Source organism: Halomonas sp. HL-93 (assembly GCF_900086985.1).
Lineage (GTDB): Bacteria > Pseudomonadota > Gammaproteobacteria > Pseudomonadales > Halomonadaceae > Vreelandella.
Genome location: NZ_LT593974.1, coordinates 2146562 through 2161160, shown reverse-complemented (window position 1 = coordinate 2161160; position 14599 = coordinate 2146562). Strand labels below are relative to the sequence as shown.

General features: G+C 55.4%; 12 protein-coding genes. 2 read left to right on the top strand and 10 right to left on the bottom strand.

Annotation, left to right across the window (positions count from 1 at the left end; translation table 11 throughout):
• Positions 1–75 precede the first annotated feature (75 nt).
• Positions 76–1533 (top strand): NAD-dependent succinate-semialdehyde dehydrogenase, encoded by a 1458-nt coding sequence (locus GA0071314_RS09975; RefSeq protein WP_074396501.1) that lies wholly within the window; start codon positions 76–78, stop codon positions 1531–1533.
• An 85-nt stretch (positions 1534–1618) separates the two neighbouring features.
• On the opposite strand, the gene purH is transcribed toward GA0071314_RS09975, so the two are convergent.
• The 8 genes from purH to ppa form a co-directional block, all read right to left on the bottom strand.
• Positions 1619–3199, bottom strand: a complete 1581-nt coding sequence (purH, locus tag GA0071314_RS09970; protein ID WP_074396500.1) for a bifunctional phosphoribosylaminoimidazolecarboxamide formyltransferase/IMP cyclohydrolase — start codon at positions 3197–3199, stop codon at positions 1619–1621.
• Between the two features lie 50 nt (positions 3200–3249).
• Positions 3250–3591, bottom strand: a complete 342-nt coding sequence (fis, locus tag GA0071314_RS09965) for a DNA-binding transcriptional regulator Fis (RefSeq protein WP_074396499.1) — start codon at positions 3589–3591, stop codon at positions 3250–3252.
• Positions 3588–4628, bottom strand: coding sequence for a tRNA dihydrouridine synthase DusB (gene dusB, locus GA0071314_RS09960; protein WP_074396498.1), 1041 nt, complete (start codon positions 4626–4628; stop codon positions 3588–3590). Before dusB ends, fis begins: the two co-directional genes overlap by 4 nt.
• A 100-nt stretch (positions 4629–4728) precedes the next feature.
• The gene (gene prmA, locus GA0071314_RS09955) at positions 4729–5640 is read right to left on the bottom strand and encodes a 50S ribosomal protein L11 methyltransferase (RefSeq protein ID WP_074396497.1); all 912 of its coding nucleotides are present in this window, start codon (positions 5638–5640) and stop codon (positions 4729–4731) included.
• 73 nt (positions 5641–5713) lie between these two features.
• The gene (gene accC, locus GA0071314_RS09950; RefSeq protein WP_074396496.1) at positions 5714–7054 is read right to left on the bottom strand and encodes an acetyl-CoA carboxylase biotin carboxylase subunit; all 1341 of its coding nucleotides are present in this window, start codon (positions 7052–7054) and stop codon (positions 5714–5716) included.
• Between the two features lie 30 nt (positions 7055–7084).
• The gene (accB, locus tag GA0071314_RS09945; protein ID WP_074396495.1) at positions 7085–7555 is read right to left on the bottom strand and encodes an acetyl-CoA carboxylase biotin carboxyl carrier protein; all 471 of its coding nucleotides are present in this window, start codon (positions 7553–7555) and stop codon (positions 7085–7087) included.
• A gap of 293 nt (positions 7556–7848) precedes the next feature.
• Entirely contained in the window at positions 7849–9759 is a 1911-nt protein-coding gene (gene dsbD / locus GA0071314_RS09940) for a protein-disulfide reductase DsbD (RefSeq protein ID WP_074396494.1), read from the bottom strand.
• A 169-nt stretch (positions 9760–9928) separates the two neighbouring features.
• Positions 9929–10459 carry an inorganic diphosphatase gene (gene ppa, locus GA0071314_RS09935; protein WP_074396493.1) on the bottom strand — a complete coding sequence of 177 codons (531 nt, stop codon included), beginning with the start codon at positions 10457–10459 and terminating at the stop codon, positions 9929–9931.
• Between the two features lie 247 nt (positions 10460–10706).
• Between ppa and GA0071314_RS09930 the strand changes: the two genes are divergently transcribed.
• Positions 10707–12422 (top strand): bifunctional protein-serine/threonine kinase/phosphatase, encoded by a 1716-nt coding sequence (locus GA0071314_RS09930; RefSeq protein WP_074396492.1) that lies wholly within the window; start codon positions 10707–10709, stop codon positions 12420–12422.
• 85 nt (positions 12423–12507) lie between these two features.
• On the opposite strand, the gene GA0071314_RS09925 is transcribed toward GA0071314_RS09930, so the two are convergent.
• Together GA0071314_RS09925 and rnt are read right to left on the bottom strand one after the other, a co-directional pair.
• Complete coding sequence (locus tag GA0071314_RS09925; RefSeq protein WP_074396491.1) at positions 12508–13767, bottom strand: 6-phosphofructokinase; 1260 nt, start codon at positions 13765–13767, stop codon at positions 12508–12510.
• Between the two features lie 83 nt (positions 13768–13850).
• Complete coding sequence (gene rnt, locus GA0071314_RS09920) at positions 13851–14519, bottom strand: ribonuclease T (protein ID WP_074396490.1); 669 nt, start codon at positions 14517–14519, stop codon at positions 13851–13853.
• Positions 14520–14599 lie beyond the last annotated feature (80 nt).

The window sequence follows — 14599 nt, the reverse complement described above, 5'->3', positions numbered from 1 at the left end:
TCTATTACCCTGTTTCGTCATAGCATGAAGAGGTTAATTTGCTGATGAGTCCCTTACCGGGGGCAGGAGTCTGTCATGGAAGCGCTGAAAGAGACGCAGCTGTACTGTCCATTTGCCTATATTGATGGAAGTTGGGTAGCGGCCGACAGTGGAGATCAGATCAACGTACTCAACCCAGCCACTGGCAAGCCTGTGGGCGATATGCCAAGGCTGGGTAAAGCAGAGACCGAACGTGCCATTGAGGCGGCCGATGCCGCGCTGCCCTCGTGGCGTGGTCTTACGGCCCAAGAGCGAGCAGATTTACTGCTCAAATGGCATGACCTGATGCTCGAGCACCAGGAAGACCTTGCCATGCTGATGACCTATGAGCAGGGCAAACCGTTAAAAGAAGCAGCCGGTGAAATCGCCTACGCAGCAAGCTTCCTGCGCTGGTTCGCTGAAGAAGCCCGTCGCGCATACGGTGAAACCATTCCTGCTGCCAATGCCAATCAGCGCATTGTGGTCACCAAACAGCCCGTAGGGGTGGTAGGGGCTATTACGCCGTGGAATTTCCCCGCCGCGATGATCACCCGTAAAGCCGGTGCTGCACTGGCCGCTGGTTGCACGATTGTCGTTAAGCCCGCTAGCCAAACGCCGTTTTCCGCCACGGCACTCGCCATGCTGGCTGAGCGCGCTGGGATTCCTCGCGGCGTTTTTAATGTTGTGCCGGGCAGCGCTGCCGAGATCGCCCAGGCGCTTACCCAGTCACCCAAAGTGCGCAAAATCACCTTTACTGGCTCAACCGAAGTAGGCCGTAAGCTGATGGCGCAGGCCGCCGAGCACGTGCAAAAAATATCGCTTGAACTGGGCGGCAACGCACCCTTTATCGTCTTTGAGGATGCCGACCTGGATGCTGCGGTAGACGGGGCCATGGCCGCTAAGTTTCGTAACGCGGGGCAAACGTGCGTGTGTACCAATCGCTTCTTGGTCCAGTCGAGCGTTATCAATGCGTTTTGCGAAAAACTGGCTGTGGCAATGAACAGCGAGCTAAATGTGGGTGATGGAACGCAAGACAATATCAATATCGGACCGTTGATTGACCAGGACGCGGTCAATAAGGTCAGTGAACACGTTCAAGACGCTGTGGACCATGGTGCCGAGCTGTTATTGGGCGGGTACCCGCACCCCCTGGGCGGTAATTTCTTTACCCCTACGCTGATTAGCTTTGCTACTCATGAAATGAAAGTCGCCCACGAAGAAACCTTCGGTCCCTTGGCAGCGGTATTCCCCTTCGACGATGAAGAAACTGCCATTGAGATGGCTAACGACACCCCGTATGGGTTGGCGTCGTACTTTTACTCGCGTGATCTGGGTCGGGTGTGGCGAGTTGCCGAGGCGCTTGAATATGGCATGGTCGGCATTAATACCGGGCTGATTTCCAACGCGGCGGCGCCTTTCGGCGGCGTTAAAGCCTCTGGCTTGGGGCGTGAGGGAGGCCATCAGGGCTTAGAAGAATATCTGGAAACCAAGTATCTATGTATTGATCTTGGTTGAGCCACGTTCTTGACGTGTTCTGAAGGTATCACAAAAGCCCTCATCGACGATGAGGGCTTTTTGATGAGGGGCGTGGCGGTAAGGGTTAGTGGCGGAAGTGGCGCATGCCGGTAAACACCATGGCAATGCCCGCCTCATTGGCTGCATCAATCACTTCCTGATCGCGCATTGAGCCGCCCGGTTGAATGACAGCGGTAATGCCTGCGGCGGCGGCGGCATCGATACCATCACGGAAGGGGAAGAAGGCATCCGATGCCATCACCGAGCCTGGCACAGAGAGTCCTTCATCGGCGGCTTTGATGCCGGCGATTTTAGCGGAATAGACGCGGCTCATTTGACCTGCGCCGACGCCTATCGTTTGACCATTGTTGGCGTAGACAATGGCATTGGATTTGACGAATTTGGCCACCCGCCAAGCAAACGATAGATCGCGCAGTTCTTGTTCTGAGGGCGCACGATCGCTAACCACTGTTAGTGCCTCACGCGTTACCATGCCGTGGTCGCGTTGTTGTACCAGCAGCCCACCGTTGACGCGTTTGAAGTCAAATGCCGGCTTGGCTTCCCCGGGCCAGTGTGCGCTTACGTCCAGCAGGCGTACATTTTGTTTGGCTGCCACAATAGCAGCGGCATCATCGCTGACGCCTGGGGCGATAATCACTTCGACGAATTGTCGATCAATAATCGCCTGCGCGGTGACGGCATCGAGTGCTACGTTGAAGGCGATAATGCCGCCAAACGCACTGGTGGGATCGGTAGCGAAAGCTTTGTCGTAGGCTTCCAAGGCCGTGGCGCCGATGGCGACGCCGCAGGGATTGGCGTGTTTGACGATAACGCAGGCGGTGTCTTCAAAAGCCTTGACACACTCAAAGGCAGCATCGGTATCGGCTACATTGTTATACGACAGCGGTTTGCCCTGCAGCATTTTCGCCGTTGCCACACTGGGTTCATGGGTATCTTCTTCTACGTAAAAAGCTGCCTGCTGGTGGGGGTTTTCACCGTAGCGCATGGCCTGCTTTTTATGCAGTTGCAAGTTGAACGTGCGCGGGAAGTCGGCGTCTGCCTTTTCCACTTGGCGTCCCAGGTAATTGGCAATAGCCGCGTCGTAGCCAGCGGTGTGTTCAAAGGCTTTCACCGCAAGATCGAAGCGTGTGGCCTCGCTGACGCAACTATCAAGAGCCGCCAGTTCACCCAGCACCCGGGCGTAGTCGTCGGCATTGACGACAATAGTGGTGTAGGCATGATTCTTGGCGCAGGCGCGGACCATGGTCGGACCGCCAATGTCGATATTCTCAATGGCTTCTTGCTGCGTACAGTCGGGGTTGGCGACCGTGGCGGCAAAGGGGTAGAGATTCACCACGACCATATCTATCGGCGTGATATCGTTGGCTGCCATGACCTCGTCATCTTGCCCGCGACGAGCCAGTATGCCGCCATGAATTTTAGGGTGCAGTGTTTTTACGCGGCCATCCATAATTTCAGGGAAGCCGGTGTGCTCGCTGACTTCTTTCACCGCAATGTGGTGCTCCTGTAGCAAGCGGAAAGTGCCGCCCGTGGAGAGCAATTCCACGCCATGCTCGGATAAGCCGCGAGCGAACTCGACGATACCGGTTTTATCAGAAACGCTCAGAAGGGCGCGGCGGACGGGGGTCGCAGTGCTATCAGCCATGAGGGTGCTCGTGTGCAGAGTAAAAAGTGAATAAACAATAACGCCCCGGGTTATGGGGCGTCGCCTTCAATAAGTCCATAAAGCTTTAGCTTCTTACGCAGCGTGCCACGGTTTAGGCCCAGCACATCCGCGGCGCGGGTTTGATTGCCGTCGGTGTGTTCAAGCACGCAGGTGAGCAATGGAGCCTCTACTTCGGCCATCACCATGGCGTACAGGTCGGTCGCCTGACTGCCATCGAGATGCTCGAAGTAGCGACGCATCGCTGTTTCAACGGCTTCACGAAGGGGCTGCGGCGGCGTGCTGGCCGCAGGGTCTGCCAGTGTGCCATTTAACCGTGCGTGGCTATCTGGCGCACTGTCGCTGGAAAGGAGATCAAGGTCGCGTTCGGTCATGCTGCATAGCTTCCTTTGGCTAGCAGACGCTTGATGGCATCAGGGGCCATGGCGTCGTTGATCCAATTTATTTGTGTTTCTGTGGATGCCAATCCGTTGAACTGCTGCTTCAATTCACGTCGTTGCGCTGGGATAAAACGGTCATCATCACTCAGATACCAGCCCAGGTGCTTACGCGCGATGCGCACGCCCATGGTGGGCCCATAAAACGCATGGAGAGCGTTCAAATGGTCAATTAGCACGCCACGGCGCTCTGCTAGGCTTGGCTTGGCGCGGTGCTTACCATGCTCAAGAAAGTGCTGGATCTGATCAAAAATCCAAGGATTACCCTGGGCCGCTCGTCCCACCATTACCGCGTCTGCTTGGGTATAGCGCAGAACATCTGCCGCTTTTTCCGGGCTGGTAATGTCCCCGTTGGCAATCACAGGAATGCCTAGACGTGACTTGATATCGGCAATAGTGTCGTATTCTGCCCAACCAGTATAGCGCTGCTCGCGATGTCGGCCATGAACCGCTAACGATTGGATGCCGGTTTCCTCGGCAAGCCGCGCAATTCTGACGCCGTTATTGGACTCTGCACACCAACCGGTACGAATTTTAAGTGTCACGGGAATGTCGACGGCGCTGACCACCGCTTCGAGAATCTCGCTGACGAGCTTTTCATCACGAAGCAACGCTGATCCTGCGGCTTTATTGCAGACCTTTTTCGCCGGGCAGCCCATATTGATATCGATTACCTGCGCGCCAAGCTCGGCATTTAATTTAGCCGCATGGGCAAGCATCTCTGCGTCGCCCCCAGCAATTTGCACGACCCTGGGGCCGGGCTCGCCGCGATGATCCATGCGCAGCTTCGATTTACGCGTATGCCAGAGGCTCGGGTCGGAGGTGACCATTTCGCCTACCACCCAACCCGCTCCCAGCCGTCGACACAGCTGGCGGAAAGGTTGGTCGGTCACACCCGCCATGGGGGCAAGCATTACCCGGTTGGGCAAGGCGTAGGGACCGATCTTCAGCGTTTGAGGTGTTGATAGGGTCATGGCAGTTGCGCTTCGATGATGCAGTTAACGACCGTCAGGTCGTTCGAGGTGGCGTATGATACGCCTACTCGGCGGTGGGGTGAAGGCTAGGTTAACTGAATTAAACCGGTCGCTGACCGGTAAGACGTACCCAGCCTTCTCGAACGGTTGGCGGCTCCATGTGCAGGCCTTCTTCTTGGTACGCGTGCAGCACCTCGTCGGCTTGGTTGGCCAAAATACCTGAGAGAGCGATACGTCCGCCAGGGGCCACGTGGCCAGCAATGGTACTTGCGAGTTCCACCAGTGGACCCGCCAGAATATTGGCGGTGACAATCGGATAGTCGTGTGCGGCCAGTTGCTCTGGGTAATAGAGTGCCAGCGATGTCTCAGCGATATGGTTGCGTTCGGCATTTTCCCGACTTGCTTGCAGTGCCTGAGGGTCAATATCAGTACCATCGGCATGCGCCGCGCCGAGCTTTAATGCGGCAATGGCAAGGATGCCCGAGCCGCAGCCAATGTCGAGCACCTGTTGCCCGGCGAGGTGGCCGCTTACTGCTAGTTCATCAAGCCATTCCAAGCACAGTGCGGTGGTTGGGTGTGTGCCAGTGCCAAAGGCCAAGCCTGGATCGAGGACCAAATTAACGGCGTCGGACTCGGGTGGTTCGTGCCAGCTTGGCACAATCCAGAGTCGCTGGCCCATGCGCAGAGGGGTAAAATCCTCCATCCATTCGCGCTCCCAGTCCCTGTCCGCCAGTAACTCATATTCAATGGCAGGGCAGGGCTCGTCGGGCACCTGTTCTGACCAAGCGGCTTCGATGCGCGCGAGCATGGCGTCAATGCCTTCGAGGTCGTCATAGAGCCCGGTGACAACGGTGTCTTGCCATAGCGGTGTTGTGCCGCGTTCAGGCTCGAATACCGGCTCATCATGGGCATCTTGAAACCCAATCGCCGTTGCTCCTTCTTCCAGCAGTAGCTCTTCCAGAAGCTCTGCCTGCTCGGGCGGAACGTGTGCTTTTAGTTGAAGCCATGGCATGCCGGTTCTCCGCAACACAAAAAGGGACGGGGTGGTTTGGCGGCCACCCCGTGCTGATTAAACTCAGGTTGAGTTAGTTGCTGAGTTTCTTTTCGAGATAGTGGATGTTGACACCACCCTGGCGGAAGTAACTGTCACGCACTAAATCTTTTTGCAGATCGATATTGGTTTTGATGCCTTCAACGAGCAGTTCATCAAGCGCATTGCGCATGCGTGTTAAGGCGATTTCGCGGTCCGCTCCCCAGGTGATCAGCTTGCCAATCAGTGAGTCGTAATGCGGTGGAACGGTATAGCCAGTATAAAGGTGGGAGTCCATGCGTACCCCGAGACCGCCAGGCGCATGGTAAAGCGTGACCTTGCCGGGAGACGGCATGAATGTCCGTGCGTCTTCGGCATTGATGCGGCATTCGAAGGAGTGGCCGTTCAGCACTACGTCTTCTTGACGAATCGACATCGGCAGGCCGGAGGCGATGCGCAGTTGTTCTTTGACAATATCCACGCCGGTTACCATTTCTGTTACCGGGTGTTCGACCTGAACGCGGGTGTTCATTTCGATAAAGAAAAAATCACCGTCTTCGTAAAGGAATTCAAAGGTGCCAGCGCCACGATAGTTAATCTCAATGCAGGCTTGGCGACATGCTTCCAATACTTTGGCGCGCGCTTCAGGATCGATGCCGGGTGCTGGCGCTTCCTCTAAGACCTTCTGGTGGCGTCGCTGCAGCGAGCAATCCCGGTCATAGAGGTGAATCGCGTTGCCTTGGCCGTCGGCGAGTACCTGGACTTCCACATGGCGCGGATTTTCCAGGAATTTCTCCATGTAGACTGTGCCATCGCCAAACGCGGAGTGGGCTTCGGTACGTGTGACGTTAATGGCGGAAAGAAGATGGCCTTCAGAGTGCACCACCCGCATACCGCGACCGCCCCCGCCAGAGGCTGCCTTGATAATGATGGGGTAGCCAATATGCCGAGCCATGGCGAGGTTGGTTTTATCGTCGTCACCCAGTGGTCCGTCTGATCCGGGTACGGTAGGTACGCCAGCGACTTTCATGGCCTCAATAGCGCTTACTTTGTCGCCCATTAGCCGAATGGTTTCGGCGCGAGGGCCGATAAACGTGAAGCCTGATCGCTCGACCTGTTCGGCAAAGTTGGCGTTTTCGGATAAAAAGCCATAGCCGGGGTGAATAGCGCTGGAATCGGTGACTTCTGCGGCGCTGATTAGCGCAGGAATATTTAAATAGGACTGTGCAGAGGAGGCTGGGCCGATACATACCGCTTCGTCGGCTAAGCGCACGTGCATTAGCTCGCGGTCCGCTTTGGAATGAACCGCCACGGTTTTGATGCCTAGCTCTTTACAGGCCCGGAGGATACGTAGGGCAATCTCGCCGCGGTTGGCGATAAGTACCTTGTCGAGCATGGTAGAGTCCACCCGTGTTGAAATAAAGGATTAAGCGAGGACGATCATGGGCTGATCAAATTCCACCGGCTCACCGTCTTCCACCAGAATGGCTTCCACTACGCCGTCTCGGTCCGCTTCAATTTGATTCATCATCTTCATTGCTTCGACGATGCAAACCGTATCACCTTGTTTAACGGTGTCGCCTACTTCAACAAAGGATTTGGCGCCCGGCGCCGGACTGCGGTAGAAAGTGCCGACCATTGGCGAGCTAACGGCTTCACCGCGATAGCTGTTGCCGGGAATGGGGTCTGCTTCAGAGGCCTGGGTATTAACGGCAGGTGCAGCAGGGGCCTGTTGCGGGGCTGGCTGGGCATACTGAGGCATGGGTTGTGGCTGCCATGTGGCGCCATTGGGATGGCGGCTGATACGGACAGACTCTTCGCCTTCCTGGATTTCAATCTCGCTAATATTGGACTCTTCAAGTAGTTCAATCAGCTTTTTAACTTTGCGGATATCCATTACCTAGCCCCGTCACTATTGTTAAGAGTGGTGTGCCTACCACGCTCTAATAGCGCAGTAAACCAAATGAAAAAATGTAGAGAACGCCGCACGATGACGAACGTTACCCTTTTTTACTGCTTATAAAAGCAGAAGTTCAAACAATATGGGGCGAAGTGTGCCGAAAAACTCAAACGATGTCCAGCCATCGTGTAACGGCTGCCTAATGGTATTTTTAAACGACTGTTTTACGATATTCGCGACAAGTAGCCCCATTATCACGTCTTAGCTACGCTGTGCTCGCCTATGCCAGCCTAGCGATTCTCAACCCAGCGTGCCAATTCGCGGAGGTGCTGGGTAAAGTCAGTGGCATTAATGTCGCCTTGAATGCGCGCCTCACGCACTTCTTGCCCTTGGTGAAAAAATAACAAGCTAGGCGGGCCGAATAGCTGGTAACTATCCAGCAGTTCTCGGCTTTGTGCATTGGTCTCAGTAACATCGACGGCAATACGCTCAAAGCCTGAGAGTTCATCGATAACGTCAGGGTCAGTGTAAACCTCACGTTCTAACTGGCGGCAGGAGATGCACCAATCCGCCGTGAAATGGACGAAGACTGGCTTGTTTGCAGCTTCAGCTTCGTCGATAGCGTTATCGAGCGCTGATAACCGATCCAAACGTTGAAACTCGAGCGGTGCCGAAGTGGCATTAGTGCTGGTGGTTGGGAGCTGTAGCGGGCGAAGCGGATTATGGGACCCCAGGGCAGCCCCTATCGTGAGGGCAATCCCCCAAGTTAACAGCACAAGCCCCAGTGTTTGGCGGGCTTTGGGCCAGCCGGAAGGAGTATTGGTTTGTACGGCTCCCAATGCCAATGCCGTACCAATGGCAAGCAGCGCCCAGAGTAATAGCGTCAACTGAGCGGGGATTAGGCGTTCTATCATCCAGATAGCCACGCCAAACAGCAGTAGGCCAAACGCCGTTTTGACGCCGTTCAACCATGCCCCCGAACGGGGGAGTAACGTCGCACCAAAAGTACCCACGAGTAACAGCGGCACGCCCATCCCCATGCCCAGCGCAAACAGTATGGCACCGCCAGTGAGGGCATCACCGGTGGTCGAGATTATAACCAGTGCTCCGGCTAAGGGCGCTGTTACACAGGGGGATACCACCAGCACTGATAGGGCGCCGGCAAGTGCCAAGCCCCCAGGGCCGCTTTTTTGAGCCCGTGACTGCCAGGCATCTACGCGCTGAGCGAGGCGAGGCGAAAGGCGCAGGTCAAACGCGCCGAGCATCGCCAGGCCAAACAGGCTGAATAGAATAGTGAAGGTGATCAGCACGGGGGCAGACTGCAACTGCGCCTGGAGATTGAGGCCGGCCCCAAACAGACCCATCAGTACACCTACCCCGGCATAGGTGGCTGCCATGCCGAGAACATAGCTGGCCGAAAGCAGAAAAGCACGAGGACGGGTGGGTTGCTGCCCGACGATAATCGACGACAGGATAGGCACCATGGGTAATACGCAAGGTGTAAATGTCAGTCCGATGCCAGCTATAAAGAAAATGCTTAGCGCCAGAGGCAAACTGGCATCGGTCATCAAGGTGCTAAAGCGGCTGTCGGCGCTTTTTGGTGCGTCGTCAATATCCTCACTGTCGTCAAACGCTGAGGGTGCCTGTGTTGTGTCGGCGGTGGTGCCGTTTTCAGTTGGCGCTGTCGATGGCGAGGAAGCGGGTGCTTCGTTGGAAGTGGCGGACGGCTGCTCGTCGGCAAATTGACTCGGTGGCTGGCTTTCGGTGGCTTGCAGAGACAGCGTCTCTGGGGGGTAGCAGAGTCCTTCGTCGGCACAGCCTTGAAAAGTGAAATCGACGTCCAGAGGGCCCGAATAGGCGCTTTCCAGAGGTACTTCCATGATCACTTGATCACGGAAAACATACACGTCGCCCATGAACTCATCGTTGGTAAACGTGCCTTCAGGTAAGTCGGGCTCGCCTAATTCTACGTCATTTTCAAGGCTCTCTACTGCGAACTGATGGCGATAGAGGTAGTAACCCTCAGCGCTTTCGACGCCAATAAATAATGTCTCGCCGTCATGCCAAGCCGTCGGCTGAAAGGCCTCTGACACCGGAAGAAAATCGTCACTCTGATCGCTTGATGAGAACCACTGGGCTTGGGCCAATATCGGTAACGCCCCTAGCAGTAATACAAGCCCTAAACGTCGAAGTGTCAGCAAAGTACGTCCTTGGTCAATAGGTCAATATTCAGCTGCCTAGCATACCGCAACTTAAAGCGCTGGCAACGGTTGCAAGCTAAGCGAGCATCCAGCGCATGCCAGTGGGTTTATAAAGCAACGGGGCCACCCGAAGGTGGCCCCGTTGCGTGCGGCGCTAAACCGAGAGAGGTTAGGCTTTATGGTAAGCCGCCGCTGATTTTTCAATCGCTTTACGTGCCGCTTCTACGCCTTCCCAGGACTCAACTTTCACCCATTTGCCTTTTTCGAGGTCCTTATAGTTTTCGAAGAAGTGGGCGATTTGCTGACGCAGCAGCTCGGGTAAGTCGGTGACTTCCTGAATGTCGTCGTAAAGCGAGCTGAGTTTGGGGTGAGGGACGCAGACCAGCTTGGCGTCTTCACCGGCTTCATCCGTCATGTTGAGGATGCCTACTGGGCGTGCACGGATAATGCTTCCCGGCTGAACCGGATGGGGGGTAACGACGAGGGCGTCTAACGGGTCACCATCGTCGGCCAAGGTGTGGGGAATAAAACCGTAGTTGGCCGGATAGAACATGGGAGTGGCCATAAAGCGGTCGACCAGCAGGGCCCCCATGTCTTTGTCGATCTCGTACTTGATCGGCGCATGGTTGGCAGGGATTTCAATCGCCACGTATAAGTCGTTGGGCAGATCCTTACCAGCGGGGATGTTGTCGAAGTTCATCGTTAATTCCTTGGTCGTACAATGGCTAGGCAATCGAAGTTGCTATATGGATAACGACGAATTATACGAACATGGCCGCAGGATTACCAATGCGACATAGGTGTTGCGTAAATGCTATCAGCGCTGAATAGCCTGCCTTGCCATCTCACGACGTTTGGCGGGCATCGTTTAGCGCTATCAGCGTGTATCATAGGTTCTACTTAGACAGTGATGTCAGTTGCCAACGCTGTATGCTCAGGAGGATGACTTGGCACACGCCCAATTGCTGATCAGTTACGGTCAGGCATTTGTTGCACCCGACCGCCGCCTGCACCGCAGTTCCATGTCGGTACGCTTTCCCGAACCGCCGTTGCTTAAAGCAAAGGGGGGCTGTGCGGTCATTAGCGACTCGCTCTCACGCAATACCCTAGCAAAACAAGCGGGCGATATAAGCGTACGCGGCTTTTTAGCCGATTATTTTTCAACGCCGGATCACTGGGATGTTAAAACGTCAGCGACTCGCGTGCTTAGAGCACTCAATAGCTGGTGTTATGGTCAAAGTCAGCACGTCAAAAACGGCAGCTTTGTGTCATCGCTGTCAGCCATCGTATTCCGTGAACGCGATGCCCACTTATTCCATATGGGTGACACCCTGGTGTTTCGCTTGCGTGGCGCCGAGTTTGAGCAGTTGACCCGCGACCATGTCACGGACCTGGGGGGATACCGTTATCCGTCGCGAGCGCTGGGTATGGATGGCAGCGTGGATATTGACTATACCCACTTGCAGGTGAAGCAGGGCGATCTGTTCTTGTTTACTACCCAGGCAGTCGGCGGCACCTTGCTGCCCTCCGACTACGTGCGATTGATTCGTCAGGACGCAAGCGATCTGGACGCGGCCTGCGAACGTCTTGCCAATGAGGCGAAGCAACGGGCTCAAGAGCGTGGTTACGGCGGCGACCAGTTTTGTTTCCAACTGGTACGCATTGATGAGCTGCCTGAAGAAAGCCGAGACCATCCCGGTCAGCTATACGGTGAGTTGCCGATTCCACCAGAGTTGGCGCCTGGGGCAAGATTGGATGGCCTGGAAGTGCTGGCTGTCCTGTCACGCACGGCGCAGTCACGTATTTATCGCGTACGGGATGTGTATTCAGAGCGCGAAATGGTGATGAAGGCACCGAGCCCCGAGCTGTCGTTACGCAACGCTTACTTAGAGCATTTTTTGCTTCAACAATGGGTCGTTGAGCGGGTTAACTCGCCGTTTGTGGTTAAGGTCGTTGAGCCGTCGCGTCCCCGGCGCTACCTTTACTATTTGATGCAGCATATTGAAGGCGAGACATTACGCCAGTGGGCCGAGCGCCATCCGCAGGCAAATCTGTCCCAGCGGTTGGATATCGCCAATCAATTGGGTAAAGCCGTTCAGGCCTTGCACCATCGTGAAATCATTCACCAACAAATCAACCCCGATAATATTTTGATCGACCCCCATGGCAAGGTCGTTCTCACTGACTTTAGTGCCTGCCATATGCGCGAAGTGGATGGCCACCGTCATTCAGGCGAGCTGTTGAGGCAGTTAGGATTTAATGAACACACCGCCCCAGAGTACGCGCTGGGCGATAGCGTCGGGCGGCGCAGTGACCAATACTCATTAGCCTCGACCGTGTATTGGCTGTTGACTGGGGCAATGCCCTATAGCCTGACGCCTAACCGGCTACGCAGTCATACTGACCTGGAAGGCCTGACCTACCGCAACGCACGGACCACTAATCCGGAAATATCGCCGGAGCTCGACGAAGCCTTACGGCGCGCCTTGGACCCCCAGCGCTCCCTGCGTTTCAGGCGTTTATCCGAGTTTTTGCATGCTTTGCGGTTGCCGTTGGGCAAACGCTCGACGGACGATGAAGAGCGCAAAGAGCCGCGTCATTTCTGGCAGGGAGTCGCGGGTATTTTGCTATTGCTGCTCGTGCTGTCGTGGCTGTTGCGTTAACACTTGCCAGTACCCATCAATAATAAATAAGCCCAGGTGTCGCTAAAACGATCCTGGGCTTTCGCTTATGAGTATCAGTGAACGTTTAAAGCGTGAACACAGGCAGTTTGCGTTCTACTTTGGCCAGTTTCAGTTTGGCTACTTTAGGCAGGCCATTTTCGAAAGGCGGAAAGTCCTCACCTTGGATCAACGGCGAGAGATAGTCCCGGCAGGCGTCGGTAATATCGAAACCTTCCTCGCTGATGAAATCGCGGGGCATAAACTTCTCTTGGTTAGCCACTTGAGACAATGGGGCAGAGATGACATCCCACTGATAGGGTGACTGAGAGATGCGACGAATGGCCGGCATCATGGCGTTTTTGCCCGCAAGTGCCAGGGTAACTGCTTCACGACCTACCGCGTAGGCCTGTTCCACATCGGTTTTAGACGCCAAGTGGCGCGCGGCGCGCTGTAAATAATCCGCAACCGCCCAGTGGTATTTGTAGCCCAGGTCCTGCTTGATCATGCCAGCCAGCGTAGGAGCGACACCGCCCAATTGCCGGTGGCCGAAGGCGTCGGTGTTGCCAGCATCGGCCAGGAAAGTGTCGTCTTCGTAGCGTGCCCCTTCAGATACCACAATAACGCAGTAGCCATTCTGTTGGACGCTTTGCTCGACTCTGTTCATGACCGCTTTACGATTAAACGGAATTTCCGGGAATATGATCAGGTGAGGTGGCTCGCCTGGGCCTTCGCCCGCTAAGCCGCCCGCCGCTGCGATCCAGCCGGCATGGCGCCCCATGACTTCAAGTACAAATACCTTGGTTGACGTGGCGCACATCGACGCAATGTCCAAAGACGCTTCACGGGTAGACGTGGCAATGTACTTTGCCACGCTGCCAAATCCTGGGCTGTTGTCGGTGATGGGCAAGTCGTTATCGACGGTTTTGGGAACGTGAATCGCGGTCAGCGGGTAGCCCAGTTTTTCGGACAGCTGGGAGACTTTTAGGCAGGTATCCGCGCTGTCACCGCCACCGTTATAGAAAAAGTAACGAATATCGTGGGCCTTGAAGACCTCGATCAGGCGCTCATACTGGGTACGATGCGTGTCGATATCCTTAAGTTTGTAACGGCACGAACCAAAAGCGCCTCCCGGTGTGTAGCGTAGAGCAGCGATGGCATCGTCGCTCTCTTGGGTCACATCGATGAGGTCTTCCGTTAGGGCGCCAATAATGCCGTTATGACCGGCATAGACCTTACCAATCTGGTCGGGGGCTTGTCGGCAAGCTTCGATGACACCACAAGCGCTGGCATTGATCACAGCGGTGACACCGCCTGATTGGGCGTAAAAGGCATTATGCTGAGCCATGGAAAAATCTCATCTCCTGGAGGTCGGAAGGCGTAAAAATAACTAGGCGAAGTTTAGCGTAAAGCGTTTAGGCCTGCATCCGGCTAGTCGCCGTTATCCATGGCCTGCTCGCGTTGGGCCAATTGCCATCCGCCCAAATCCTTGTAGCGATTGATCATGGCGCAGAATAGCTCCGCTGTGCGTTCTGTATCATAGCGTGCCGAATGGGCAGCCTTGTTATCAAATTCGATGCCAGCAGCTCGGCACGCGCGAGCCAGCACGGTTTGGCCGTAAACCAAGCCTGCGAGTGTCGCCGTGTCAAAGCTGGAAAAAGGATGAAAGGGGTTGCGCTTGATGCCGCAGCGGTTAGCCGCTGCGTTCAAGAAACCGTGATCGAACGCTGCGTTGTGCCCCACCAGAATAGCCCGCGAGCATCCATGGGCTTTGATTGACTTACGGATAGGCCGAAAAATTTCGCCGAGGGCTTGTTCTTCGCTCAGCGCTACCTGACGGCGTAACGGGTCGTCCAGATTGATGCCGGTGAAATCCAGCGCCGATTGTTCAACGTTGGCCCCGTCAAACGGCTGAATATGGTAGGCGTAAGTGGCATCGGGCAGGAGGTTGCCCTCAGGGTCCATTGTCAGAGTGACGGCTGCAATTTCCAGCACAGCATCACCCTGCGCATTAAAGCCGCCCGTCTCTAAATCAACCACAACGGGCAGATAACTGCGAAAACGTTGGGCCATTAATTCGCGGGCAATCGCCTCGCTCATGCAGCTCTCCTTAGTAAGCGAGTAATCAGTGGGCAAAGAGCATCTAGCGCTTTTCGTGGGGTGATTCTAGCAGTTTCCTG

Excerpts from the sequence above, each read along its gene's own strand:
- GA0071314_RS09975 (WP_074396501.1), top strand. The coding sequence starts at position 76 with ATGGAAGCGCTGAAAGAGACGCAGCTGTACTGTCCATTTGCCTATATT.
- purH (WP_074396500.1), bottom strand. The coding sequence starts at position 3,199 with ATGGCTGATAGCACTGCGACCCCCGTCCGCCGCGCCCTTCTGAGCGTT.
- fis (WP_074396499.1), bottom strand. The coding sequence starts at position 3,591 with ATGACCGAACGCGACCTTGATCTCCTTTCCAGCGACAGTGCGCCAGAT.
- dusB (WP_074396498.1), bottom strand. The coding sequence starts at position 4,628 with ATGACCCTATCAACACCTCAAACGCTGAAGATCGGTCCCTACGCCTTG.
- prmA (WP_074396497.1), bottom strand. The coding sequence starts at position 5,640 with ATGCCATGGCTTCAACTAAAAGCACACGTTCCGCCCGAGCAGGCAGAG.
- accC (WP_074396496.1), bottom strand. The coding sequence starts at position 7,054 with ATGCTCGACAAGGTACTTATCGCCAACCGCGGCGAGATTGCCCTACGT.
- accB (WP_074396495.1), bottom strand. The coding sequence starts at position 7,555 with ATGGATATCCGCAAAGTTAAAAAGCTGATTGAACTACTTGAAGAGTCC.
- ppa (WP_074396493.1), bottom strand. The coding sequence starts at position 10,459 with ATGAACTTCGACAACATCCCCGCTGGTAAGGATCTGCCCAACGACTTA.
- GA0071314_RS09925 (WP_074396491.1), bottom strand. The coding sequence starts at position 13,767 with ATGGCTCAGCATAATGCCTTTTACGCCCAATCAGGCGGTGTCACCGCT.
- rnt (WP_074396490.1), bottom strand. The coding sequence starts at position 14,519 with ATGAGCGAGGCGATTGCCCGCGAATTAATGGCCCAACGTTTTCGCAGT.